Origin of the sequence: Burkholderia sp. BDU5 (assembly GCF_001522845.1) — a bacterium.
In the GTDB taxonomy this organism is placed as follows: Bacteria; Pseudomonadota; Gammaproteobacteria; order Burkholderiales; family Burkholderiaceae; genus Burkholderia; species Burkholderia mayonis.
This window is the reverse complement of record NZ_LOWC01000053.1, coordinates 97,648-122,417: the sequence shown is the minus strand read 5'-3', so window position 1 is coordinate 122,417 and position 24,770 is coordinate 97,648. Positions and strand designations below refer to the sequence as shown.

At 67.7% G+C, this 24,770-nt stretch carries 23 protein-coding genes; 6 read left to right on the top strand and 17 right to left on the bottom strand.

Going from position 1 to position 24,770, the window contains the following annotated elements:
- The 3 genes from WS69_RS10765 to edd form a co-directional block, all read right to left on the bottom strand.
- The gene (locus tag WS69_RS10765) at positions 1 to 1,362 is read right to left on the bottom strand and encodes a GntP family permease (protein WP_059470759.1); all 1,362 of its coding nucleotides are present in this window, start codon (positions 1,360 to 1,362) and stop codon (positions 1 to 3) included.
- A gap of 218 nt (positions 1,363 to 1,580) precedes the next feature.
- Positions 1,581 to 2,207 (bottom strand): bifunctional 4-hydroxy-2-oxoglutarate aldolase/2-dehydro-3-deoxy-phosphogluconate aldolase, encoded by a 627-nt coding sequence (gene eda / locus WS69_RS10760; protein WP_059470758.1) that lies wholly within the window; start codon positions 2,205 to 2,207, stop codon positions 1,581 to 1,583.
- A gap of 19 nt (positions 2,208 to 2,226) precedes the next feature.
- Positions 2,227 to 4,080 (bottom strand): phosphogluconate dehydratase, encoded by a 1,854-nt coding sequence (edd, locus tag WS69_RS10755; RefSeq protein WP_059470757.1) that lies wholly within the window; start codon positions 4,078 to 4,080, stop codon positions 2,227 to 2,229.
- 297 nt (positions 4,081 to 4,377) lie between these two features.
- Between edd and WS69_RS10750 the strand changes: the two genes are divergently transcribed.
- Entirely contained in the window at positions 4,378 to 5,298 is a 921-nt protein-coding gene (locus tag WS69_RS10750) for a MurR/RpiR family transcriptional regulator (RefSeq protein ID WP_059470756.1), read from the top strand.
- A 257-nt stretch (positions 5,299 to 5,555) separates the two neighbouring features.
- Here WS69_RS10750 and WS69_RS10745 read toward each other — a convergent pair whose 3' ends face one another.
- From WS69_RS10745 to WS69_RS10705, 9 genes are all read right to left on the bottom strand, one after another.
- Positions 5,556 to 5,978: a CopD family protein gene (locus WS69_RS10745; protein WP_082716100.1), complete on the bottom strand. Its 423-nt coding sequence runs from the start codon at positions 5,976 to 5,978 to the stop codon at positions 5,556 to 5,558.
- Between the two features lie 16 nt (positions 5,979 to 5,994).
- Positions 5,995 to 7,311 (bottom strand): glutamate-5-semialdehyde dehydrogenase, encoded by a 1,317-nt coding sequence (locus WS69_RS10740; RefSeq protein WP_108033892.1) that lies wholly within the window; start codon positions 7,309 to 7,311, stop codon positions 5,995 to 5,997.
- A 99-nt stretch (positions 7,312 to 7,410) separates the two neighbouring features.
- Positions 7,411 to 8,499 (bottom strand): DNA polymerase III subunit delta, encoded by a 1,089-nt coding sequence (gene holA / locus WS69_RS10735; RefSeq protein WP_059470754.1) that lies wholly within the window; start codon positions 8,497 to 8,499, stop codon positions 7,411 to 7,413.
- 45 nt (positions 8,500 to 8,544) lie between these two features.
- The gene (locus tag WS69_RS10730) at positions 8,545 to 9,096 is read right to left on the bottom strand and encodes an LPS-assembly lipoprotein LptE (RefSeq protein ID WP_059470753.1); all 552 of its coding nucleotides are present in this window, start codon (positions 9,094 to 9,096) and stop codon (positions 8,545 to 8,547) included.
- Between the two features lie 41 nt (positions 9,097 to 9,137).
- On the bottom strand, positions 9,138 to 11,732 hold the full coding sequence (gene leuS / locus WS69_RS10725) for a leucine--tRNA ligase (protein WP_059470752.1): 2,595 nt from the start codon (positions 11,730 to 11,732) through the stop codon (positions 9,138 to 9,140).
- A gap of 173 nt (positions 11,733 to 11,905) precedes the next feature.
- The gene (locus WS69_RS10720; RefSeq protein WP_059470751.1) at positions 11,906 to 12,382 is read right to left on the bottom strand and encodes an ExbD/TolR family protein; all 477 of its coding nucleotides are present in this window, start codon (positions 12,380 to 12,382) and stop codon (positions 11,906 to 11,908) included.
- Positions 12,383 to 12,418: 36 nt separating this feature from the next.
- Complete coding sequence (locus tag WS69_RS10715; protein WP_059470750.1) at positions 12,419 to 13,126, bottom strand: MotA/TolQ/ExbB proton channel family protein; 708 nt, start codon at positions 13,124 to 13,126, stop codon at positions 12,419 to 12,421.
- A gap of 20 nt (positions 13,127 to 13,146) precedes the next feature.
- On the bottom strand, positions 13,147 to 13,944 hold the full coding sequence (gene dapB / locus WS69_RS10710; RefSeq protein WP_059470749.1) for a 4-hydroxy-tetrahydrodipicolinate reductase: 798 nt from the start codon (positions 13,942 to 13,944) through the stop codon (positions 13,147 to 13,149).
- A gap of 73 nt (positions 13,945 to 14,017) precedes the next feature.
- Complete coding sequence (locus WS69_RS10705) at positions 14,018 to 14,815, bottom strand: outer membrane protein assembly factor BamE (protein ID WP_059470748.1); 798 nt, start codon at positions 14,813 to 14,815, stop codon at positions 14,018 to 14,020.
- Positions 14,816 to 14,968: 153 nt separating this feature from the next.
- On the opposite strand from WS69_RS10705, the gene fur reads away from it, so the two are divergent.
- Positions 14,969 to 15,397 carry a ferric iron uptake transcriptional regulator gene (gene fur / locus WS69_RS10700; RefSeq protein WP_010106437.1) on the top strand — a complete coding sequence of 143 codons (429 nt, stop codon included), beginning with the start codon at positions 14,969 to 14,971 and terminating at the stop codon, positions 15,395 to 15,397.
- Positions 15,398 to 15,499: 102 nt separating this feature from the next.
- Here fur and WS69_RS10695 read toward each other — a convergent pair whose 3' ends face one another.
- The 3 genes from WS69_RS10695 to WS69_RS10685 all read right to left on the bottom strand — a co-directional run bounded on the left by WS69_RS10695 (position 15,500) and on the right by WS69_RS10685 (position 18,481).
- The gene (locus WS69_RS10695) at positions 15,500 to 16,024 is read right to left on the bottom strand and encodes an ureidoglycolate lyase (RefSeq protein ID WP_059470747.1); all 525 of its coding nucleotides are present in this window, start codon (positions 16,022 to 16,024) and stop codon (positions 15,500 to 15,502) included.
- 12 nt (positions 16,025 to 16,036) lie between these two features.
- Positions 16,037 to 17,047, bottom strand: coding sequence for an allantoicase (gene alc, locus WS69_RS10690; protein WP_059470746.1), 1,011 nt, complete (start codon positions 17,045 to 17,047; stop codon positions 16,037 to 16,039).
- Between the two features lie 111 nt (positions 17,048 to 17,158).
- Positions 17,159 to 18,481, bottom strand: coding sequence for a C4-dicarboxylate transporter DctA (locus WS69_RS10685; protein ID WP_059470745.1), 1,323 nt, complete (start codon positions 18,479 to 18,481; stop codon positions 17,159 to 17,161).
- A gap of 255 nt (positions 18,482 to 18,736) precedes the next feature.
- Between WS69_RS10685 and WS69_RS10680 the strand changes: the two genes are divergently transcribed.
- Positions 18,737 to 19,429 carry a FadR/GntR family transcriptional regulator gene (locus tag WS69_RS10680; protein ID WP_059470744.1) on the top strand — a complete coding sequence of 231 codons (693 nt, stop codon included), beginning with the start codon at positions 18,737 to 18,739 and terminating at the stop codon, positions 19,427 to 19,429.
- Between the two features lie 404 nt (positions 19,430 to 19,833).
- Here the strand turns inward: WS69_RS10680 and cynR are convergent, their stop codons facing one another.
- The gene (gene cynR / locus WS69_RS10675; RefSeq protein ID WP_059470743.1) at positions 19,834 to 20,769 is read right to left on the bottom strand and encodes a transcriptional regulator CynR; all 936 of its coding nucleotides are present in this window, start codon (positions 20,767 to 20,769) and stop codon (positions 19,834 to 19,836) included.
- Positions 20,770 to 20,885: 116 nt separating this feature from the next.
- Here cynR and WS69_RS10670 point away from each other — a divergent pair, with 116 nt between their 5' ends.
- From WS69_RS10670 to WS69_RS10660, 3 genes are all read left to right on the top strand, one after another.
- Positions 20,886 to 21,545, top strand: coding sequence for a carbonic anhydrase (locus WS69_RS10670; RefSeq protein WP_059470742.1), 660 nt, complete (start codon positions 20,886 to 20,888; stop codon positions 21,543 to 21,545).
- Between the two features lie 79 nt (positions 21,546 to 21,624).
- Positions 21,625 to 22,095, top strand: a complete 471-nt coding sequence (gene cynS / locus WS69_RS10665; RefSeq protein ID WP_059470741.1) for a cyanase — start codon at positions 21,625 to 21,627, stop codon at positions 22,093 to 22,095.
- A gap of 118 nt (positions 22,096 to 22,213) precedes the next feature.
- The gene (locus WS69_RS10660; protein ID WP_059470740.1) at positions 22,214 to 23,413 is read left to right on the top strand and encodes an MFS transporter; all 1,200 of its coding nucleotides are present in this window, start codon (positions 22,214 to 22,216) and stop codon (positions 23,411 to 23,413) included.
- A 268-nt stretch (positions 23,414 to 23,681) separates the two neighbouring features.
- Here WS69_RS10660 and gap read toward each other — a convergent pair whose 3' ends face one another.
- On the bottom strand, positions 23,682 to 24,692 hold the full coding sequence (gap, locus tag WS69_RS10655) for a type I glyceraldehyde-3-phosphate dehydrogenase (protein WP_010106455.1): 1,011 nt from the start codon (positions 24,690 to 24,692) through the stop codon (positions 23,682 to 23,684).
- Positions 24,693 to 24,770 lie beyond the last annotated feature (78 nt).

Below are 24,770 nucleotides of genomic sequence, written 5' to 3'. Positions count from 1 at the left end.
TTACAGAACCGCGCTCAGCACCAGCGTAAACGTCAGGCCGAGCAGCGAGATGATCGTTTCGAGCAGCGTCCAGGTCTTGAACGTCTGGCCCACGGTCATCCCGAAATATTCCTTGATGAGCCAGAAGCCGCCATCGTTCACGTGCGAGAAGATCAGCGACCCCGATCCCGTCGCGAGCACCAGCAGCTCCGGCTTGACCGTGACGCCCGACGCCGCCGCGATCGGCGCGACGATGCCGCAGGCGGTCGTCATCGCGACGGTGGCCGAGCCCGTCGCGAGACGGATCAGCGCCGCGACGAACCAGCCGAGCAGGAGCGGCGACAGGTTCGCGTGCGTCGCGGTCGCGACGATCTGCTGCGAGATGCCGCTGTCGCGCAGGATACCGCCAAAGCCGCCGCCTGCGCCGACGATCAGCGTGATGCCCGCGATCGGCGCGAGGCATTCGCCGCAGAACTTCTGGATCTGGTCGCGCTTGAATCCCTGCAGCTTGCCGAACGTGAAGAAGCTCACGAGCACGGCGATCAGGAGCGCGACGTCCGAGTTGCCGGCGAAGCGCAGCAGATTGTTCGGCAGCGACTTCGGCGCGAAGACGAGATCGGCCCAGCTGCCGACGAGCATCAGCGCGACGGGCAGCAGGATCGTGAACAGCGTGATGCCGAAGCCCGGCAGCTCGCGCTGCTCGCCCGGCGCGCGCGTCTCGACGAATTGCGCGGCGAGCGGGTTGTTTTCCGGCAGCTTCACGAATTTCGAGATCGTGAGCGCGAAGAGCGGACCGGCGACGATCGCGGTCGGCACGCCGACGATGAGGCCGTACGCGATCGTCTTGCCGATGTCGGCGCCGTATTGCTGGACGGCGAGGAGCGCCGCCGGGTGCGGCGGAATCAGGCCGTGCACGACGGACAGGCCCGCGACCATCGGCAGGCCGACGACGAGGAGCGACTTGCCGGTGCGCTTCGCGACGTTGAACGCGATCGGGATCAGCAGCACGAAGCCGACTTCGAAGAAGACCGGCAGGCCGACGATGATCGCGACGAACATCATCGCCCAATGAATGTTCTTCTCGCCGAACCAGTCGATCAGCGTGGTCGCGATCCGCTCGGCGCCGCCCGACTCGGCCATCATCTTGCCGAGCATCGTGCCGAGACCGACGACGATCGCGATATGGCCGAGCGTGCCGCCCGTCCCCGCTTCGAACGATTTCACGATCTTGTCCATCGGCATGCCGACCACGAGGCCGAGACCGAGCGACACGATGATGAGCACGAGGAACGGATAGACCTTGTAGCGCGCGATCATCAGGATCAGCACCGCGATCGCGATCACGGTGTAAATCAGCAGCATGCTGCCTTGGACAGCCCCCATGTAGCACTCCTCCTTGGGATTATCGGGCCGGACGCGGCGAGCCGCCGTCCGGCTATGCAGGTCTCCGAAACGAGGCGGTCGCCCGCCCGTCAGGACGCTGAATTTTACTTTTGTTTAACGGGCTGCGATAGAACCGGTTCCATAAGCAAAAACCCTCGAAAAACAACCAGATCGATTGTTTCATTCGAGGGTTTCGGCGCGCGCCCACTCGATTGCGTTCAGCGTGCGAGGCTGCTTGCGGCCTGCGCGAGGCGCGTGACCTCCGCCCAGTCCTGCGCGGCGAGCGCCGCCTTCGGCGTCAGCCACGAGCCGCCGACGCACACGACATTCGGCAGCTTCAGGAAGTTGGGCGCGGTCTCGGCGGTGATGCCGCCCGTCGGGCAGAACTTGAGCGTCGGGAACGGGCCGTGAAACGCCTGCAGCATCGGCACGCCACCCGCCTGCTGCGCGGGGAAGAACTTGACGATCTCGTAGCCGAGCTCGAGCGCGACGATGATGTCGGTCGGCGTCATCACGCCGGGCAACAGCGGCAGCCCGGCGTCGACGGCCGCCTGGTGCATCTCCCTCGTAAGGCCTGGCGACACGCCGAACTTCGCGCCCGCCTGCTTCGCGAACGCGCACTGCTCGGGCTTCGTGATCGTGCCGACGCCGACGACGATGTCGTCGGCAAGCTCGCTCGCGCGCCGGATCGCTTCGAGGCCGGCTGCCGTGCGCAGCGTGATCTCGAGCACCTTCACGCCGCCCGCGTGGAGCGCGCGCGACACTTGTTCGCCCTGTTCGGCCGAATCGAACGCGAGCACCGGAATCACCGGGCCCAGCTTCACGATCTCGCTAATCGTCTTCATCAATGCGACTCCTTTTCGCTTATACGGTGACGTGAGCCGCTTCGCCCACCAACGCGCCGAACACCGACGCGCCCTGTTCCGCCGGCGCGGCCGCCGCGCGGAACACGCCGAACAACTCGCGGCCGAAGCCGACTTCGTTTTCCGCCTGATGCGCGGGCTGCGCGACCGCGCGCGCCGCCCACTGCGCGTCGTCGATCTCGACGTCGAGCACGCCGGCTTGCGCGTCGATCACGATCGTATCGCCCGTTTGCACCTTGCCGAGCGGGCCGCTCAAGAGCGCCTCGGGCGACACGTGGATCACGGCCGGCACCTTGCCCGACGCGCCGGACATCCGGCCGTCCGTCACGAGCGCGACGCGGTAGCCCTCGTCCTGCAGCACGCCGAGCAGCGGCGTAAGCCGATGCAGCTCCGGCATCCCGTTCGCACGCGCGCCCTGGAAGCGCACCACCGCGACGAAATCGCGCGTCAATTCGCCCGCGTCGAACGCGGCCTGCACCGCTTCCTGCGAATCGAACACGATCGCCGGAGCCTTCACCTGGCGGTGCTCGGGCGCGACCGCCGAAATCTTGATCACGCCGCGGCCGAGACGCCCCTGCATCAGGCGCAGCCCGCCGTCCGGCTGGAACGGCGCGGTGATCGGCCGCAGCACCTTGTCGTCGGCGCTCGCGTCGACGCCCGGCACCCACGTCAGCTTGCCGTCGATCAGGCGCGGCTCGTTCGTGTAGTGCGCAAGGCCCTTGCCCGCGACGGTCGTCACGTCGTCGTGCAGCAAGCCGCCTTCGAGCAGGTTGCGCACGAGGAACGCGATGCCGCCCGCCGCGTGGAAGTGATTCACGTCTGCCTTGCCGTTCGGATAGATCTTCGCGAGAAGCGGCACCGCGGCCGACAGCGCGTCGAAGTCGTCCCAGTCGATCAGGATGCCCGCCGCGCGCGCGATCGCCACGAGGTGCAGCGTGTGGTTCGTCGAGCCGCCCGTCGCGAGCAGCGCGACGATCCCGTTGACGATCGCCTTCTCGTCGATCACGTGGCCGATCGGCGTGTAGTTGCCGCGCTCGACCGTGAGCTCGAGCACGCGGCGCGCGGCCTCGGCCGTCAGCGCGTCGCGCAGCGGCGTGTGCGGATGGACGAACGCCGCGCTCGGCAGATGCAGCCCCATCACTTCCATCAGCATCTGGTTGCTGTTCGCGGTGCCGTAGAACGTGCAGGTGCCGTGGCCGTGATACGCGGCCGATTCCGCTTCGAGCAGCGCGTCGCGGCCGACCTGGCCGGTCGCGAACTGCTGGCGGATCTTCGCCTTGTCGTCGTTCGACAGGCCGCTCGTCATCGGGCCCGCCGGCACGAAGATCGTCGGCAGATGGCCGAACTGCAGCGCGCCGATCAAGAGGCCCGGCACGATCTTGTCGCAGATGCCGAGACAAAGGGCCGCATCGAACATGTTGTGCGTGAGCGCGACCGCCGTGCTCATCGCGATCACTTCGCGCGAGAAGAGCGACAGCTCCATCCCCGGATTGCCCTGCGTGACGCCGTCGCACATCGCCGGCACGCCGCCCGCGAATTGCGCGACGCCGCCGCGCTCGCGCGCGGCCGCCTTGATGATGTCGGGGAAGGTCTGGTACGGCGCGTGCGCGGACAGCATCTCGTTGTACGCCGACACGATGCCGATGTTCGGCTCGCGGATCGCCTTGATCGCGAACTTGTCGCTGCCTTCGAGGCCCGCGAAGCCGTGCGCGAGGTTCGCGCACGACAGCGCGCCGCGCGCCGGAAACCGGCCTTGCGCGGCGTCGATGCGAGCGAGATAGGCTTGGCGGGTCGGTCGGCTGCGCGCGATCACGCGCTCGGTGACGGACGCAAGAGTGGGGTGCAGCGTGGCCATGCTGGGCGCTCCTCACATGAGCCGGGCGAGGCCGGCAAGCTGGAATCGTGGGGACGTCCGACTCGGCGGACGAACGGCGCGAGTTTAGTAGAAAAACTACATGCTCGCAATCTCGCAGCGCAGCAAGACAATCGATAACGAAACGCTATGACCTATGAATACGGAATATATAGTTAGCGTTAACCCTGATCCGCAGCAATCTTTGCCGCTTGAATCGCTAGAAAATTTTTGTAGATTTTCTACAAAATAATCGCGATACTGGCGTCCATTCCGTCATTCCACGCGCCCTTTCGCACCATGCTTCCCCGTATCGAGGCGATCCGCGCCCAGCTCCGCCCGTCCGAGCGCAAGCTTGCCGACTTCGTGCTCGCCGCGCCGCGCGAGGTGCTCGACCTGTCGATGACCGAGCTCGCCGCCCTCGCGGGCGCGAGCCAGCCGACGATCGCGCGCTTTTGCCAGGCGCTCGGCTGCAGCGGCTTTCGCGAGTTCAAGATCCGGCTCGCGCAAAGCGTCGCGCCGGGCGTCGCGTCGGTCTATCGCGACGTCGAGCCCGACGAGCGCGCGCCCGGCATCATCGGCAAGGTGTTCGATCGCACGATCGGCGCGCTGATCGAGGTGCGCAACAGCCTGTCGGCGACGAGCGTCGCCGATGCGATCGAGCTGCTGTCGCGCGCGTCGCGGATCGAGTTCTACGGCGCGGGCGGCTCCGGCATCGCCGCACAGGACATCCAGCACAAGTTCTTCCGGCTCGGCGTGCCGAGCGTCGCGTATTCGGATCCGCATACGTTCTCGATGTCGGCGGCGCTCCTCGGCGCGAACGACGTCGTCGTCGCGATCTCGAACACCGGGCGCACGCGCGACATCGTCGACGCCGCGCGCGCGGCGCTCGCGTGCGGCGCGAAGGTCATCTCGATCACGCACAGCCACTCGCCGCTCGCGCAGCTCTCGACGGTGAGCCTCGCGTCGAACGTCGCCGAGGAAACCGACGTGTTCTCGCCGATGACATCGCGGATGTCGCATCTGGCGATCGGCGACATCCTCGCGGTCGGCGTCGCGCTGCGGCGCGGGCCCGAACTCGTCGACCGGCTCGGCCGCGCGAAGGAGGCGATCACGCGGCGGCGGATCGGCGTCGAGGCAAAAGCGGCGAAGGACGCGTCCAAGGAAGCGGTGAAGGACGCGGTAAAGACCGCGCGAGATGTCGAGGGCGTGAAAGATTAGGCGGCGCGCACACGCGAACGATTCCGACGCGCGGCCGTGAGCCGTGAGCCGTGAGCCGTGAGCCGTGAGCCGTGAGCCGTGAGCCGTGAGCCGTGAGCCAACAGCCCGACAGCCATGCGACGTGCGCCGTCGCCACTTCGCCCGACGCGATTCCCAACGAAAAAGCCCCGGCCGCTGGGACCGGGGCTGTCTAGACGGCGAATCCGCCGAAACCGTGACAGGTCAGCGACAGCGGCCGCGCCGCCCGCCGCCTGCGATCAGAACGGCTTGATCACCGCGAGCGCGACGGCCGCGAGCATCCCGAGCACCGGCAGCTCGTTGAACACGCGATACCACTTGTCCGAGCGGCGGTTCTCGCCGCGCTCGAACACCTTCAGCAGATGCCCGCAGTACGCGTGATACACGATGAGCAGCAGCACGACCGCGAGCTTCGCGTGTATCCATCCCTGCCCCTGCCCGATGCCGATCACGAGCCACAGCCACAGGCCGCACGCGAGCGCCGGCACCGCGATGATCGTCATGAAGCGGAACAGCTTGCGCGCCATCGCGAGCAGACGCCGGACCGCGGCGGGATCGGTTTCCATCGCGAGGTTCACGTAGATGCGCGGCAGATAGAAGAGCCCCGCGAACCACGACGCGATCAGCACGATGTGGAAGGTCTTGACCCAGAGCATAGCCATCGATCGGTCGCCTCCGTCACTGACGCCCTTCGCCGTGCCCGAGCACCACGTACTTCAGCGACGTGAGTCCTTCGAGCCCGACCGGGCCGCGCGCGTGCAGCTTGTCGTTCGAGATGCCGATCTCCGCGCCGAGGCCGAACTCGAAGCCGTCGGCGAAGCGCGTCGACGCGTTCACCATCACGCTCGCCGAATCGACCTCGCGCAGGAAGCGCATCGCGCGGTCGTGATCTTCGGTGACGATCGCGTCGGTGTGATGGGAGCCGTAATGGTTGATGTGCTCGATTGCCGCATCGATGCCGTCGACGATCTTGATCGCGAGCACGGGCGCGAGATATTCGGTGCGCCAATCCTCCTCGGTCGCGTCGACGAGCGGGCCGACGCCCGCCGCCTCGAGCACCGCGCGCGCGTCCGGATCGACGCGCAGCTCGACGTCCTTTTCGCGATACAGCCGGCCGAGCGGCGACAGCACGGCAGGCGCGATCCCGCGCGCGACGAGCAGCGTCTCCATCGTGTTGCACGTGCCGTAGCGGTGCGTCTTCGCGTTGTCGCAGACGGTGAGCGCCTTCGTCAGGTTCGCGCGATCGTCGACGTACACATGGCAGATGCCGTCGAGATGCTTGATCATCGGCACGCGCGCCTCGTTGATCAGGCGCTCGATCAGGCTCTTGCCGCCGCGCGGCACGATCACGTCGACGTACTCGATCATCGTGATCAGCTTGCCGACCGCCGCGCGATCGGCGGTCTCGACGACCTGCACCGCGTCCTGCGGCAGCCCCGCGGCCTCGAGCCCCTCGCCGATCAGCTTCGCGAGCGCGGTGTTCGACTCGAGCGCCTCCGAGCCGCCGCGCAGGATCGTCGCATTGCCGGACTTGAGACACAGCGCGGCCGCGTCGATCGTCACGTTCGGCCGCGATTCGTAAATGATCCCGATCACGCCGAGCGGCACGCGCATCTGGCCGACCTGGATGCCGCTCGGGCGGTACTTGAGGTTGCTGATCTCGCCGATCGGATCCGGCAGCGTCGCGACCTGGCGCAATCCTTCGATCATCGTCTTCAGCGCCTTGTCGGACAGCGTCAGGCGATCGACGAACGCCGCGTCGAGGCCCTTCTCCTTCGCACGTGCGACGTCGCGCGCGTTGGCCGCTTTCAGTGCGTCGGCGTCGCGCTCGATCGCCCGCGCGACCGCTTCGAGCGCGGCGTTCTTCGCAGCGGTGGACGCGCGCGCGATTGCGCGCGAGGCACGCCGCGCGCGGCGGCCGACGTCCGTCATGTACTGATCGATATCCATCGTGAGACTCGCAATGCAAGCCGCGTCGAGCGGCGGAAAAACGATTGTCGGAAAACCGGCTGCAGGCCGGGCGCCGCGCCGGCAGCCGCGCGGCAGCACGCAGCCGCTCCATGCCGGATTGTAAGCGCCGGCGCGAAAGCGCGCTCAGGCTGGCCGGCGCGGCATGTCGCCGCCAGGTCCGGCCGCGCGCGCGACCGTCATCGCGAGCTGGAACAGGCCGTCCCACGGGTCAGGCGGCGGCTCGCCGCGCGCCGGGCCGCGCGACACCGCGGCGAGCCCCTTGACCTGCCGGTCGAGCCGCGCGGCGAATGCGAGCGCGTGCTCGAGCTCCGCTTCGGACACGCGCGAGAGCGCGGGCCCGACGAGCCGCTCGCGCGGCCCCCACACGCGGTTCTCGCGCACGAGCACGGCAAGCGGCTTGCCGGCCGCGACGCCGCGCTTGATCTTGAGCAGCGTGCGCAGTTCGTCGACGACCGCCCACAGCACGAGCACGAGCGCCTCGCCCTCGCCTTTCAGGCCGTCGATCATCCGCGCGAGCCGCGCGGCGTCGCCCGCGAGCATCGCTTCGTTGAGCTTGAACACGTCGTAGCGCGCGACGTTCAGCACCGCATCCTGGATCTGCTCGAACCTCAGCGTGCCGGCCGGATACAGCAGGCCGAGCTTCTGAATCTCCTGGTGCGCGGCAAGCAGATTGCCCTCGACGCGCTCGGCGACGAACGCGAGCGCGCGCCGTCCGTCCTCGCCCGGCGCGACCCGCTGGCCCTGCAGTGCGAGCCGCTGGCCGATCCAGTTCGGCAATTGCGCGCGGTCGACCGGATCGACCTTGAGTGCAACGCCCGCGTTCAGGAGCGCGGTGAACCACGCGGATTTCTGCGTCGCCGAATCGAGCCGCGGCAGCGTGACGAGCATCAGCACGTCCGGATTGTCCGCGCCGGCGAGCGTCTTCAGCGCGTCGGCGCCGTCCTTGCCGGGCTTGCCGGACGGAATCCGCAGCTCGACCAGTTGCCGGTCGCCGAACAGCGACATCGCCTGGCTCGCGCCGATCAGCGTGCTCCAGTCGAAGCCGCGCTCGACGGTATGCACCGAGCGCTCGGTGAAGCCCGCCGCGCGCGCGGCCGCGCGGATCCGGTCGCACGCCTCCTGCGCGAGCAGCGGCTCGTCGCCGTAGACGACGTACAGCCCGGCGAGCCCTTTCGCGAGATGCGGCTCCAGCGCGTCAAGTCGCAGTTGCATCGGTTCCTGCGTGCGTCGTTGAACAAGACATGGAAAACGCGGCGATCACAGCGGCGGCGGCGGCAGCGGCGCGCGCGGCGCGACGGCCGGCACGCCCTGGCCCGGCTCCGGATGCAGCGAGCGCACGATCGCGAGACGGCGCATCAGCTGATCGATCGCGTCGTTCTGCATGTCTGCGAACAGGATCTCGGACTCCTGCGCCTTCGCGTTCGTGTACTGCGCGCTGTACGTCATCGCGCGGTTGAGCGCGATCGTGCTCGGCGGGATCAGCGCGGTGCCGTCCTTGCCGAACAGCGTGTAGTTCAGCGAGTAGTTGAGCTGGTACTCCTGGACCGTGCCGAACCGGTCGAGCGTCAGCGTGCCCTGCCCGCGCGACTCGGACACGTTCAGCACCGCGTCCGCCTCGTCGGCCGTCTTGACGAGCTTCGTGTCGCTGCCGGCCTCGACGAGGCGCGTGAGCCGCGCCGCCGCGGCGGGCGGCGCACCGGCGATGAACAGGCGCTTGAACGCGTAGTCCTGCTGCCCGCGCAGCTTGAAACCGCACGCGGACAACAGCACCGCGCTGCCCACGAGCATCAAAAACGATCTGCGGATCACCTTCGCTCCTTGCTGATGCGTGCCTGCGCCGCCGTGCGCCGTCAGACGACGACGTTCACGAGACGACCGGGCACGACAATGATCTTCTTCGCCGGCTTGCCTTCGGCGAACTTCGCGAACATCTCGTCGGCGACCGCCGCCGCCTCGATCGCGTCGCGGCTCGCGTCCTTCGCGACCTTCAGTGCGCCGCGCACCTTGCCGTTCACCTGCAGCACGAGCTCGATCTCGGCCTGCTCGAGCGCGGCTTCGTCGACCTTCGGCCACGGTGCGTCGAGGATCGGACCGAATTCGTCCGCGTAGCCGAGCGCCTTCCACAGCTCGAACGTGATGTGCGGCACGACCGGATACAGCACGCGCAGCAGCACGCCGTAGGTCTCGCGCAGCACGGCGGGCGTCGCGCTCTTCGCGGCTTCGAGCGCGTTCAGCATCTTCATCGCGGCCGACACGACCGTGTTGTACTGCAGACGCTGGTAGTCGAAGTCGGCTTGCTTCAGCACGCCGTGGATCTCGCGGCGCAGCGTCTTGTCGGCTTCGCCGAGCTGCGCAGCGTCGAACGTCGCGCGCGCGGCAAGCGCGTCGCCGTTCGCATGCCCGAAGCCCCACGCGCGGCGCAGGAAGCGGCTCGCGCCCTCGACGCCCGCGCCCGACCATTCGAGCTGCTGCTCGGGCGGCGCCGCGAACATCGTGAAAAGACGTGCGGTGTCGGCGCCGTAATGATCGATCAGCATCTGCGGATCGACGCCGTTGTTCTTCGACTTCGACATCTTCTCGATGCCGCCGAGCACCACCGGCTGGTCGTCGGACTTCAGCACCGCGCCGATAGGCCGGCCCTTGTCGTCGAACGACACGGTGACGTCGGCCGGGTTGTACCAGGTCTTCTTGCCCGACGCGTCCTCGCGATAGAACGTCTCGTTGAGCACCATCCCTTGCGTGAGCAGGTTCTTCGCCGGCTCGCCGAATTTCACGAGGCCGAGGTCGCGCATCACCTTCGCCCAGAAGCGCGAGTACAAGAGGTGCAGGATCGCGTGCTCGATGCCGCCGATGTATTGATCCATCGGCATCCAGTAGTCGGTGCGCGCATCGACCATCGTCTCGGCATCCGGCGCCGCGTAGCGCGAGAAGTACCACGACGAGTCGACGAACGTGTCCATCGTGTCGGTTTCGCGCTTCGCGGCCGCGCCGCATGTCGGGCACGTGCAGTTCACGAATGCTTCGGACTTCGCGAGCGGGTTGCCCGTGCCGTCCGGCACGAGGTCTTCCGGCAGCACGACGGGCAGATCCTGCTCCGGCACCGGCACGTCGCCGCACGACGGGCAGTGGATGATCGGAATCGGCGTGCCCCAATAGCGCTGGCGCGAAATGCCCCAGTCGCGCAGGCGATACGTGACCTGCTGGTCGCCGAAGCCGCCCGCCTTCAGGTCGGCCGCGATCGCGTCGACGGCCGCTTCGTATGCGAGGCCGTCGTACTTGCCGCTGTTCACGCAGACGGCGCGGGTCTTGTCGCCGTACCATTCCTGCCAGGCGTCGGTCGAGTACGCCTCGCCGGTGGCCTCGATCACCTGCTTGATCGGCAGACCGTACTTCTTCGCGAACGCGAAGTCGCGCTCGTCGTGCGCGGGCACGCCCATCACCGCGCCTTCGCCGTAGCTCATCAACACGTAGTTGCCGACCCACACCTCGACGGGCTCGCCCGTCAGCGGATGCGACACCGTGAAGCCCGTCGCGACGCCCTTCTTCTCCATCGTCGCGATGTCGGCCTCGGCGACGCCGCCGCGCTTGCATTCGTCGATGAACGCCTGCAGCTCCGGCAAATCCCGCGCGAGATGCGACGCGAGCGGATGCTCCGCCGCGATCGCGCAGAACGTGACGCCCATGATCGTGTCGGCGCGCGTCGTGAACACGCGCAGCAGCTTCTTCTCGCCGTCGAGCTCGTACGGGAAGCCGAAGTTCACGCCGAAGCTCTTGCCGATCCAGTTCTGCTGCATGATCTTCACGCGCTCGGGCCAGCCGAGGCCGTCGAGATCGTTCAGCAGCTCGTCCGCGTACTGCGTGATCCGCATGTAGTACATCGGGATCTCGCGCTTTTCGACGAGCGCGCCCGAGCGCCAGCCGCGCCCGTCGATCACCTGCTCGTTCGCGAGCACGGTCTGGTCGACCGGGTCCCAGTTCACGGTGCCCGTCTTCTTGTACGCAATGCCCTTCTCGAGCATCTTCAGGAACAGCCACTGGTTCCATTTGTAGTAGTCGGGCTTGCAGGTCGTGACCTCGCGCGACCAGTCGATCGCGAGACCCATCGACTGCATCTGCTTCTTCATGTACGCGATGTTGTCGTACGTCCACTGCGCGGGCGGCACGCCATTCGCCATCGCGGCGTTCTCGGCCGGCATCCCGAACGCGTCCCAGCCCATCGGCATCAGCGTGTTGTAGCCGTTCATCCGCAGATAGCGGTACATCACGTCGTTGATCGTGTAGTTGCGCACGTGACCCATGTGCAGCTTGCCGGACGGATAAGGCAGCATCGACACGCAGTAGAACTTCTTGCGCTCCGTGTCCTCTTTCGAACGGTAGACATCGGCTGCGCGCCAGTCGCTCTGGGCGGCGGCTTCGACGTCGGCGGGTACGTATCTTTCGTGCATGGTTATGGTTCGGGCTGGGCGTTGAGCGGCGCGCGACGCGATGAGCCGAGCGCACGCGCGCTCGAGTGGATCGAAAGTCGCGCTTCCCCGGCGGCCGGGGGCGGCGCGGGGAAAACGTCGATTATACCGTCCGCGCCGGCCGGCAAGGCCGTCCGCGCGGCGGGGGGCGGTGATCAGCGCGGCGCGGACGGCGCGAGCGGCGATTGCGGCTGCGGCGACGGCCTCGGCGACGGCCGCGCGGACGCGTCGGTGACGAAACCGATCCGTGCGATGCCCGCCCGCTGCGCCGCGCCCATCACTTGCGCGATCGTGTCGTAGCGGGTGTCGCGTGCGGCGCGTAGATGCAGCTCCGGGTCCTTGCCGCCCGCCGCCGCGTCGCGCAGCCGTGCGGCGAGCGCGTCGAACGCGACGGGCGCGTCGTTCCAGTACAGCTTGCCCGCCGCGTCGATCGACACCGTGATCGTCTCGGGCGTCTCGCGCGCGGGCGCCGCCGCGACCTTCGGCAAATCGAGCCGGATCGCGTGCGTGAGGAGCGGCGCCGTGATGATGAAGATGACGAGCAGGACGAGCATTACGTCGATGAGCGGCGTCATGTTGATGTCCGCCATCGGCTGCGATGTGTGCTGGTGATCGAGTCCGCCGAACGCCATGCCGCCCTCCTCGCTGGATCGGGATCGAAACGCCGCCTAAGCGGTGGCGGCCGAGTCGGCGGCCGGGGTGGCGGCCGGCTCGCCGCAGACGAATACGTGCAGATCGCGCGCGAAGCCGTCAAGCTCCTCGACGAGCTGGCGCACGAGCCGCCCGAGAATGTTGTACGCGAGCACCGCCGGAATCGCGACGACGAGGCCGAACGCGGTCATGATGAGCGCCTCGCCGACCGGGCCCGCGACGTTCTCGATCTGCGCCTGCCCGCTCGCCGCGATGCTGCCGAGCGCGTGATAGATCCCCCAGACCGTGCCGAGCAGGCCGACGAACGGCGCGGTGCTGCCGATCGACGCGAGCAGCACCTGGCCGAACTCGAGCCGCCGCTGCGACGTGCGCAGCGCGTGGCGCAGCGCGCGCAGCACCCGCTCGCCGCGCTCGACGCGGGCGGCGAGCGCCTGCGGCTCGGTGCGCGACGCGGCGTCGGCGTCGCGCGCGGCTTCCGCGAGCGGCGCGAACACGCGCTCCTTGTCGGTCGCGCGCAGCGCGGCGATCCCGTCGTCGAGCGTCGCCGCCCGCCAGAACGCGGCGAGCGCGGCAGGCCCCTGGCGCTTCGCGCGCACGAGCACCCACGCCTTCACGAGCAGGAAGCACCAGCTCGCGACCGACATCGCGAGGAGCACGTACGCGACCACGTGCGTGACCGCGTCGCCGCTCTCGAGGTAATGGAGGATGCCGGTCGGGGTCGCCATCGGTGCCCGCGGGGTGACGCTCAGCGCAGGCCGAGCACGTCCTGCATGTCGAAGAAGCCGGTCGCGTGGCCTGCGAGGAAGCGCGCAGCGCGCAGCGAGCCCTGCGCATACGACACGCGGCTCGCCGACTTGTGCGTGATCTCGATGCGCTCGCCGATGCCGGCGAAGAGCACCGTGTGGTCGCCGACGATGTCGCCGCCGCGGATCGCCGAGAAGCCGATCGTCGACGGATCGCGCTCGCCCGTCACGCCGTGGCGGCCGTAGACCGCGCAATCGTCGAGCGAGCGGCCGAGCGCGGACGCGATCGTCTCGCCCATCATCAGCGCGGTGCCGGATGGCGCGTCGACCTTGTGCCGATGGTGCGCCTCGATGATCTCGATGTCGTAGCCCTGCGCGAACTGCTTCGCCGCGAATTCGAGCAGCTTCGTCGTGACGTTCACGCCGACGCTCATGTTCGCCGAGAACACGAGCGCGATCTTCTCGCCCGCCGCGCGCAGATTCTCCTTCTGCGGCTCGCTGAAGCCCGTCGTGCCGATCACGAGCTTCACGTCGTGGCGCAGCGCCGCGTCCAGGTGGACGAGCGTGCCTTCGGGGCGGGTGAAGTCGATCAGGTAGTCGGCCTCGGCGCACACGCGCTCGATATCGTCGGTGAGCGCGACGCCGGTTTGCGTGCCGAGGAACGCGCCCGCGTCCTGGCCGAGCTGCGGCGAGCCCGCGCGGTCGAGCGCGCCGACGAGCGTCGCGTCGGGTGCGGCGAGCACCGCTTCGATCAGCATCCGGCCCATCCGGCCCGATGCACCAGCAATCGCAATCTTCATGGACGACATGCGCTACCTGCTACGAATGAAAGACGGGCGGCGCGTGCCGCCCCGGTTTGATTCGGACGCCGGATCAACCGCCCGTTCCCGGCACGCCGGATGCGGGCGCCGGCGCCGTGAGCGGCTGGTTCGGCAGGCTGTCGGCGCCCTGCGGGCCGACCGGCTGGCTCGCGCCGCCGGGCGTCGGCGGCGGAGGCGGACGATGGAACTGGAACTGCGGCTGGATCGCGGGAGCCGCGCCGGGCGGCAGGCCGCCCGGGGTCGGCGCGTTCGGCGCAGCCTGCGCGGACGGCGAGAAACGGCCCGCCGCGCCGCCCTGGCCCGACACCTGCGCGGTCGCGCGGTTCGCCGCGCGCGCCGCCTGCGCGTTCGCGTCGTTCCGGTCCGCCGCCTGCTCGGCTTCGGGAGCCGCCGCGGCGACTTCCGACGCGGCGGCGCTCGCGGCCACGGCGGCTGCCGCCTGCTTCGCCTTCTTGCCGCGGCGATCGCCGTCGATGTCGGCGAGCAGATCGAGCTCGGACGGCAGGTTGTCGGCGCCCGACCAGCTCGCGAGGCGGTCGCCCGAGAAGTTCAGCACGAGATCGCGCTGCTGGACGACCGACGTCGAGCCGCGCTTGAAGTAGAAGATGTAATCCCAGCGATCCGCATGGAACATGTCGGTCAGAAGCGGCGTGCCGAGGAGCGTGCGCACCTGGTCCCGCGACATGCCGGCCTGTAGCTGCGAGGCCTTTTCCTGCGACACGAAATTGCCCTGGACGACGGTGATCCGATATGGCGTGATGCTCTGAGCGATCCGCTGAGTCACGCTGTCGTACGACGAACAGGCGGCCAGTCCGACCACGGCGACAGCTGCGATGACGGTGCTCCGCATGCGGCTCCTCTGAAGTTGCAAAAGAGATCTTGGAATCATTTCCCTCACCGTGCTGGCCCTTGTCCGAGGCCGCGCGAGAATGTCACAGATGACTGAAAAGGCGAAAAGCCGGTACTATTGAAGCCCTGCATTGTACTCTAGGGACGCCTAGCCATGACCAATCCCACCGATCTCAAAAACATCGGGCTCAAGGCCACCCTACCGCGCCTCAAGATTCTCGAAATTTTCCAGCAGAGCCCGGTGCGCCACCTGACGGCTGAAGACGTCTATCGCAACCTGCTGCACGAGGAACTCGACATCGGCCTCGCGACCGTCTACCGCGTGCTCACCCAGTTCGAGCAGGCGGGGCTGCTGTCGCGCAGCAACTTCGAATCCGGCAAGGCCGTGTTCGAGCTGAACGAAGGCTCGCACCACGACCACCTCGTGTGCCTCGACTGCGGCCGCGTCGAAGAGTTCTTCGACGCCGAGATCGAAACCCGTCAACAATCGATCGCAAAGGAACGCGGCTTCAAGCTGCAGGAGCATTCGCTCGCGATGTACGGCTCGTGCACGACGGAAAACTGCCCGTATCGCAAGCACTAAGCGCAACCTGAACGCTTGCGGCGCGGCACGCCCGCCGCGCATGCGAAAGGCCCGGCCGGCGCAAGCCTGACCGGGCCTTTTGCGTCGCGCGCGGCGTGCGCGTCAGGCGGCGTTCGCGTGCGCGTCGCCCGCGACGAGCCGCCAGCGCGCATCGAGCGCGATCTCGTCGCAGTTCGGCTGCGCGCCGCCACGGTCGACCACGACGAAGTCGCTGAGCGCGTCGAGCGCGAGGAGCGGATGGTGCCACACGCCCTTCGCGTAATTGACGCCTTGCCAGCCTTGCGCAAGAAACGCACGCATCCGGGTCGGATCGAATTCGCCGGCCGGCGCGACGACGATCGCGTAGCGCGCGACCGCCGCGAGCGGCACGAACGCCTGGCTGCCGAGCGGATGGCGCTCCATCATGTCGATCTCGATCGGCCACGCGCGCGGCTGCGCGCGAAACAGGCTGACGAGCGGCCGCCCGCCCGCTTCGGCGACGTCGATCGACGCGAGATCGTGGAAACGCTCGGTCGTCCCACCGTTGATCAGGATGCGGCGCGCGCCGGCCAGCTCGATCACGTCGCCGAACGGCGCGAACGCTTCCCGCGTCAGGCGCTCGAGGCGCAGAGTACGCAGCGTTTCCATGCGCATCCTCCGTTACGCGAGCTCGCCCCAGAGGCGCAGCCGCGACACGCCGCCATCCGGATGGATGTTGAAGCGCACGTGCGTGACGGGGCCGAGCGCGGCGAGCTCCGCCTCGAACGTGTGCACGCTGTCCATCTTGAGCGGCTGCTCGGGAAGCAGCGTCGGCCAGAACATCGCTTGCGTGACGAGCGACGCGTCGGTGCCGCCCGCGACGCGCGCCGCCTGCAGCGAGCAGCGGTCCGGGAAATTGCCCTTGAAGTGCGCGGTATCGACTTCGACCCTGCGAATCACGCCCGGCCGCGCGAGCGCGACGATCGCCCAGTCGTTGCCGGGCTCGCGGCGGCGGCGGGTCTCCCAGCCGTCGCCCATGTTCACGCCGCGCCCGGGCATCAGCATCCGCGACGCCGGCCCGAAGTGCTCGTTGTTCGCGGCGACGAGGTACGCGCCGTTCTCGATCGCGGCGAGATCGACGCGCTCGCCGCCCGGCGCGCGGCGCCAGTCGCGCTGCGGCTGGCCGTACACGCGCAGCCGCGCGAGCCCGCCGTCCGGATACAGGTTGACGCGCAGGTGCGTATAAGCCTGCGGATTGCTCACCTCGACGTAGTGATGCTGGTTGCCCGACAGCGTCGTCGCGGACACGAGCGCCTGCCAGTCGGCGTGGTCGGGCGGCGTGGCCGCATCCGACACGCACGCGTCGATCGACGCAGCGGGCGGGAAATTGCCGGTGAAGTGGCTCGTGTCGAGATCGACGCCGTGCACGACGCCCGGCCGCGCGAGCCTCACCACGCAGAAGTCGTGGCCCGTCGTGCGCTTTCTGCGCGTCTCCCAGCCGTCCATCCACTTGCCGTGGTCGTCGTACTTGCCGGGGATGAACACGGCGGGCTCCGGATCGAGCATCCGCTCCTTCGGCGCGAAGAATTCGTCGCTCGCGAAGAGCGCCTTCGCGCCCAGGCGCGGATCGGCGAGATTCATGTAGCGGCGCGTGAACGCAGGCGCGTTCGGATCGAGAATCGGGGCGGCCATGTCGTCTCCTATTGTTGGGTGTGCATCCGAAAAGCTGAAAACCTGAAAACCTGAAAAACGAAGCGCCGGCGCGAGCCGCCGCGCCGGCGCGCGATACCGGGCGGCGCAGCGTCAGAGCGCGTGCGCGCCGCCGTTCGCGATCGCGCCGTTCGAGCCCTCCTCGCCCGCCGGCACGTAGCGCAGTTCCTCGTTCAGCACGCGCTTCGCGCGGACCTTGTCGATGTCGTTCTCCCACACGGCGACGACGATCGTCGCGACGCAGTTGCCGAGCAGGTTCGTGAGCGCGCGGGCGATGCCGACGAACCAGTCGACGGGCAGGATCAGCACGAGGCCGAGCACGGGCAGCGCGGGGATCGCCGACAGCGTCGCGGCGAGAATCACGATCGCCGAGCCGGGAATCCCGTGCGCGCCCTTCGACGTGATGAGCGACACGAGCAGCACGACGATCAGGTCGTGCATCGACAGCGGCGTGTTGGTCGCCTGCGCGATGAAGAGCACGGCGAGCGTCAGATAGATCGAGAAGCCGTCGAGGTTGAACGAGTAGCCGGTCGGGATCACGAGACCGACCGTCGAATCCTTCACGCCGAGCCATTCGAGCTTGCGCATCACCTGCGGCAGCACGGCGTCCGACGACGCGGTGCCGAGCACGATCAGCAGCTCTTCGCGCAGGTAGCGGATCAGCTTGAATACCGAGAAGCCCGCGAGCTTCATCACCGCGCCGAGCACGACCGCGACGAACGCGGCGCAGCTCACGTAGAACACGATCACGAGGAGCCCGAGCTGCTTGAGCGACGCGACGCCGTACTTGCCGGTCGTGAACGCGATCGCGCCGAGCACGCCGAGCGGCGCGAGCTTGATGATGAAGCCCATCACGCGGAAGAACACTTGCGCGAATTCGTCGATCAGCGTGTTCACGCGCTTCGCCTTGTCGCCGAGGAGGGACAGCGCGGAGCCGAACAACACCGAGAACACGAGGATCTGCAGGATGTCGCCCTTCGCGAACGCGTCGAACGCGGTCTCGGGGATGATCTTCAGCAGATAGCCCGCCGTATCCTTCAGGCTCTGCGCGTTCTTCGCGTAATCGGCGAGCGACGCGGGGTCGAGCGTGTGCAGATCGACGTTCATCCCGACGCCCGGCTTCGTTAGATACGCGAGCACGAGGCCGATGCCGAGCGCGAGCGTCGTCATCGCTTCGAAGTAGACGATGGCCTTCAGGCCGACGCGGCCGACCTTCTTCAGATCGCCCGCGTTCGCCATGCCGCTCACGACGACGCAAAACACGATCGGCCCGATCACCATCTTGATCAACTTCAGGAATCCGTCACCCAACGGTCGCAGCGACTGCGCGAAGTGCGGAAAAAAGGCGCCGAGCGCCACGCCGATCAAAAGCGCGATAACCACTCGACCAAACAGCGAATTGAGAAACTTCGGCACGGCGTTCTCCCGTCACAACGATTGCGGATTCGTCTGTTCATACTGGTCCGACCAGTACTGTTATGGACGATAGTAGGAAGCCGATATAGTCGAGTCAAGGACGCCAAAAATAGGGATTACCCGCGCATTTCGGCGGTCGTTCGGCGGTCGTTTCGATACTGCGGCGCATGCCGGATCATCGCTTTCCCGGAGCCGGAGCGCGCGCTGCGGGGAGCGGTTTACAATGCCGGTCAGACCGCACAATCGATCCACTGCATGAAAAATGTTCCGCACACCGTCACCGACGCCGCCATCGCCACGATCCGCGACCGGATCGAGAGCGGCTTCTATCCCGTCGGCAGCCTGTTGCCCGCGCAACGTCAATTGTCTGAAGAACTGGAGATCAGCCGCGCGTCGCTGCGCGAGGCGCTGTCGACGCTCGAAGCGCTCGGGATGCTGCGCATCCGTCCGGGCAAAGGCGTGTACGTCGAAAGCGCGCAGGCGAACGCCGTCCACGCCTGGCGCTTCGCCGAGCAATCGTCGCTGCCCGACACCTATCAGATGCGCTACGCGCTCGAAGGCTTCGCCGCGCGGATGGCCGCGCTCGCTGTCAGCGAGCAGGATCTCGCGTGGTTCGAGGAGAACGTCGCCGCGCTGCAGGAAGCGCTCGCGAACGACGAGCTCGACTACGCGTCGCAGCTCGACTTCGACTTCCACATGCGGATCGTCAATCTTGCCGGCAATGCGGCGATCGAGTCGATCCTGCGCGGCAGCGCGGACATCATGAAGGAAAGCCAGCGGATGCCGTTCTATCGGCGCGAGCTCGTGCTGTCGACGTATCACGAGCATCGCGCGATTCTCGACGCGCTGATCGCGAAGAACCCCGCCGCGGCGGGCGCGGCGATCGAAGCGCACATCTCGAACGCCGCGCGGCGCGCGGGCGTGTTCTTTCCGACGCCGAAGGGCTGACGCGCGGCGCGCCGGCAGTTCGTGCACCAAGCGTCGTCGAAACGTGCGGCGGCGCGTTCAACGCGTACGCCTTCCTCTGCCCGTCTCTCCATAGGTCGTTCGGATTCGCGCACCGTATTCGACGGTTCGGCGCGACGTTCGACGTTCGACGTTCGACGTTCGACGTTCGACGGTCGGCGGTCGGCGGTCGGCGGTCGGCGGTCGGCGGTCAGCGGTCAGCGGTCAGCGGTCAGCGGTCAGCGGTCAGCGGTCAGCGACAACGATGCATGCATTGCGCGATGCCTCGGCTTCCCCGTGTTTTCGTGGCGAATCGCATATCGAAACTGCGTCACCCTTCGATACCGCTTCGTCGATCGAGCCCGCCGCAAGAAGACGTCACGCACGAGGCTCCGTGCGCTTCGCGCCTACTCGTCGTCCCCCGCTGCCTCGTCGCCCCTGGACGCGCCGCCGCCCTTGCTGACTTCATGCCGCCTCGCCAACGCATAGTCGATGAACGCACGCATCGCCGCGCTTCGATAACCGCCCTTGCGCGTCAGCAGCGCGGCGGTGCGCCGCGGCAGCGGCGGCTCGAGCCGGATCGCGCACAAGTCGTCATGACGCGCGGCGATCGCCGACGGCAACACCGTCGCGATCCGGCCGCCGCGCACCATCTCGAGCATCGCACTGATCGAGTTCACCTCGATCGCGACGCGCGGCGTCACGCCGTTGCGATGGAAATACTGATCGACCTTGCTGCGCGTCGCGAACGCGCGGCTCAGTAGAATCAGCGACTCGTCGCCGGCCTCGCCGGCCGAAAGCGGCTTGCGGCGCCGCGCATATCGGTGATCGCGGCCAACGACGAGCGCGAGCGTCTCAACCCACAGCGGCGTCGCTTCGATTTCCGGCGACTGCGCCGGGTCGAACGCAATCCCGACGTCGAGCTCGTCGTCGGCGAGCAGCGGCTCGATCTGCTCCTGCGGCATCTCGCGGATCGTCAGCTTCAGGTTCGGATAGCGCGCGTTGAAGCCGTCGATCAGCCAGCCGATCAGGTATGCGGAGAAGGTCGGCGTCATCGCGAGCCGCAGCGACCCGCTCTGCAGACTCTCGACGTCGTGCACCGCACGCCGCCCAGCCTCCAGCTGCTGCAACGCGGCCCGCGCATGCCGCGCATACGCGGCGCCGAACTCGGTCAGCCGTAACGTGCGCGCCGAGCGGTCGAACAGTTGCACGCCGAGCGTGTCCTCGAGCTGACGGATCTGCTGCGACAGCGTCGGCTGCGACACGTGCAGCGCCTCGGCCGCGCGCGTGAAATTCCCCTGCTCGGCGACGGCGAGGAAATAGCGAATATGTCGGAGCAGCATCGCGTCCCATGTATTGGTTTTTCCTATACGAATAATAATAAACCGGTCTTGGACGCTATGAATCGTTTGCCTCATCCTTCGGTCATCGGCTCTCGCTATCGATCAAGGAGCACACGATGCAGGACATCATCGAAGGATTTCTGAAGTTCCAGCGCGATGCGTTTCCTCAGCGCTCCGCACTGTTCAAGCGCCTCGCCGCGAGCCAGCGGCCGCGCGCGCTCTTCATCTCGTGCTCGGATAGCCGCCTCGTGCCCGAGCTCGTCACGCAGCGCGAACCAGGCGACCTGTTCGTGATCCGCAACGCGGGCAACATTGTGCCGTCGTTCGGCCCCGAGCCGGGCGGCGTGTCGGCGTCCGTCGAATACGCGGTCGCCGTGCTCGAAGTCGCCGACGTCGTCGTGTGCGGCCACTCGGACTGCGGCGCGATGACCGCGATCGCGTCGTGCGCATGCCTCGACCATCTGCCCGCCGTGCGCGGCTGGCTGCGCTACGCGGACGCCGCGAAATGCGTGAACGAAGCGCGCGAGCATGCAGGCGAGCAGGCGCGCGTCGATTCGATGGTGCGCGAGAACGTCGTCGCGCAGCTCGCGAACCTCAACACGCACCCTTGCGTGCGGCTCGCGCTCGAGCAAGGGCGCCTCGCGCTGCACGGCTGGGTGTACGACATCGAAACCGGCTCGATCAACGCGCTCGACGGCGCGACGGGCCGCTTCGTCTCGCTCGCCGACCACCCGGACGTGCGTGCGACGCGGCCGCGGCTCGATCGCGTCGCGTGACGCAAATCACGCAACGCGCGCCGCGTCCCACGGCAGCAATCTCCGTTCCCTTACCGATCCCTTACCGCAAGGAGGCCACATGACCCAATCGCAACACTGCCAGTCCGCGCGTCAGGCGCTCACCGATCGCATCGTCGACGCGAAGACACGCAAGAACCTCACGTTCGAGCAGATCAACGAAGGCACCGGCCTGAGCGTCGCGTTCACGACGGCCGCGCTGCTCGGCCAGCATCCGCTGCCCGCCGACGCCGCGCGCGTCGTCGCCGCGAAGCTCGACCTCGACGACGACACCGTGCGCCTGCTGCAGACGATCCCCGTGCGCGGCAGCATCCCGGGCGGCGTTCCGACCGATCCGACGATCTACCGCTTCTACGAGATCGTGCAGGTCTACGGCTCGACGCTGAAGGCGCTGATCCACGAGCAGTTCGGCGACGGCATCGTCAGCGCGATCAACTTCAAGCTCGACATCAAGAAGGTCGACGATCCGGAAGGCGGCTCGCGCGCCGTCATCACGCTCGACGGCAAATATCTGCCGACGAGACCGTTCTGATCGCCGTTCCAGCATGAAGCGCGCCGCGGCGAGCCGGCTTCACGCGGCCCGCCGCGCGCGCCGCTCGCTTCGGTTTCGTTCGTCTCTCCCGGCTCCGTCCTTCTTCGCTACGCGCCCCATGAATCCCGTCACCGCCACCCCGCCCGCGCTGACGCGCGGAATGACGCTGCTGTTCGCGTGCGCTTGCGGCATCGTCATCGGCAACCTCTACTACTCGCAGCCGCTCCTCGCGGCGATCGCATCGAGCTTCGGGCGCAAGCCGGCCGAGCTCGGCTATCTCGTCACGCTGACCCAACTCGGCTATGCGTGCAGCCTGCTCGTCGTCGTGCCGCTCGGCGACGTCGTCAATCGCCACGCGCTGATCGTGCGGCTGCTATGCGCGAACGTCGTCGCGCTCGCCGCGGTCGCGTCGAGCACGAGCTACGGCTTCTTCATCGCGGCGAACGTATGTGTCGGCTTCGTTACGTGCTCGACGCAGTTGCTCGTGCCGTTCGCCGCATCGCTCGCCGACGACGCATCGCGCGGCCGCGCGGTCGGCGCCGTGATGAGCGGCCTCTTGCTCGGCATCCTGCTCGCGCGCGTCGTGTCGGGCGCGATCGCCGACTGGCTCGGCTGGCGCGCCGTCTATGCGATCGCGGCAGCGCTCGTGCTCGCGCTCGCCGGCGTGCTCGCGACGAAGCTGCCGAAGGATCGCCGCACCGCGCGCCTCGATTATCGAAAGCTGATGGGCTCGCTCGCGACGCTCGTGCGCAGCGAGCCAACGCTCGCGCTGCGCTCCGCCTACGGCGCGCTCGTGTTCGCGTGCTTCAGCCTGCTGTGGACGGGCCTCACGTTCCTCTTGAGCGCGCCGCCCTATCGCTTCAGCGAAGGCGCAATCGGTCTGTTCGGCGTCGTCGGCGCGATGGGCGCGCTCGCGGCGGGCGCGGCGGGCCGGCTCGTCGACCGCGGCCACGCCCATGCGGCGACGGGCCTCTTCGCAGCCGCCGTGCTCGTGTCGTTCGCGTTCATCGCGGCGGGCACGCAGTCGCTCGTCGCGCTCGTCGTGGGCATTCTGCTGCTCGACGTCGGCGTGCAAGGGCTGCACATCTCGAACCAGAGCGTCATCTATGCGCTCGCCACCGACGCGCGCAGCCGCATCACGACCGTCTATCTGACGAGCTACTTCGTCGGCGGCGCGCTCGGGTCGGCCGTCGCGAGCGCCGCGTACCGCTTCGACGGCTGGCGCGGCGTGTGCACCGCGGGCGGCGCGCTGTCGAGCATGCTCGTCGCGCTGTGGTGCGTCGCGCACGGCATGCGCGTGAGGCGCGCGGCGCGCTGACGCACGCGCGTCGGGTAGCCGGCGCCGGGCCCGGCCGTCGGCCTGGCTTCAGACATCGGGCCATCGGATCGTCGGATTGCCGATGCCCGCCCGGGACACGATGCGCGAATCGGCAACAGCGTGACGACGATCGCCACACCCAGCGCTGTCGAACAGCAACACCGCTCGACAAAAAAAACGCGCCGATGAAAACTCATCGGCGCGGTTCGTTCGAGCCGCCGCTTCCGGCGCGCCGTCGGCGCGCGGAAACGGGCATCGCTCGACGGGCTTACTTCGCGTTCGCGAGTGCGATCGCCGTATCCAGCATGCGGTTCGAGAAGCCCCACTCGTTGTCGTACCAGCTCGACACCTTGACGAGACGGCCCGACACCTTCGTCAGCGTCGCGTCGAACGTCGACGAAGCCGGGTTGTGGTTGAAGTCGATCGAGACCAGCGGCGCATCGTTGTAGCCGAGGATGCCCTTCAGCGCGCCTTCCGACGCTTCCTTCATGATCGCGTTGACTTCCTCGACCGTCGTGTCGCGCTTCGCGATGAACGACAGGTCGACGATCGACACGTTGATGGTCGGGACGCGGATCGCGTAGCCGTCGAGCTTGCCGTTCAGTTCCGGCAGCACGAGGCCGACGGCGGCGGCCGCCCCCGTCTTCGTCGGGATCTGGCTGTGCGTCGCCGAGCGCGCGCGGCGCAGGTCTTCGTGATAGACGTCCGTCAGCACCTGGTCGTTCGTGTACGCGTGGATCGTCGTCATCAGACCGGTTTCGAGGCCGATCTTGTCGTTCAGCGGCTTGACGAGCGGAGCCAGGCAGTTCGTCGTGCACGATGCGTTCGAGATCACCGTGTGCTCGGCTTTCAGCACGTCGTGGTTCACGCCGTAGACGATCGTCGCGTCGACGTCCTTGCCGCCCGGCGCCGAGATGATCACCTTCTTCGCGCCGCCCTTCAGGTGCGCGCTCGCCTTTTCCTTCGACGTGAAGAAGCCCGTGCATTCCATCACGACGTCGACGCCCAGCTCGCCCCACGGCAGCTCGGCCGGATTGCGGTTCGCGAGCACGCGGATCTTGTCGCCGTTGACGACGAGGTAGTCGCCGTCGACCTTCACTTCGCCCGGGAACTTGCCATGCGCAGTGTCGTACTGCGTCAGGTGCGCGTTGGTCTTCGCGTCGCCCAGATCGTTGATCGCAACGATCTCGAGATCGTGCTTCTTGCCGTTTTCGTAGAAAGCGCGCAGCGTGTTGCGGCCGATGCGGCCGTAACCGTTGATTGCAACGCGAATCGTCATGATGTATCTCCTGATGGCTGAAAAAATACTTCGTGCAGCTTCACGCGCGCCCGGCCGGCGCGGGGCGCGGCCGTCCGG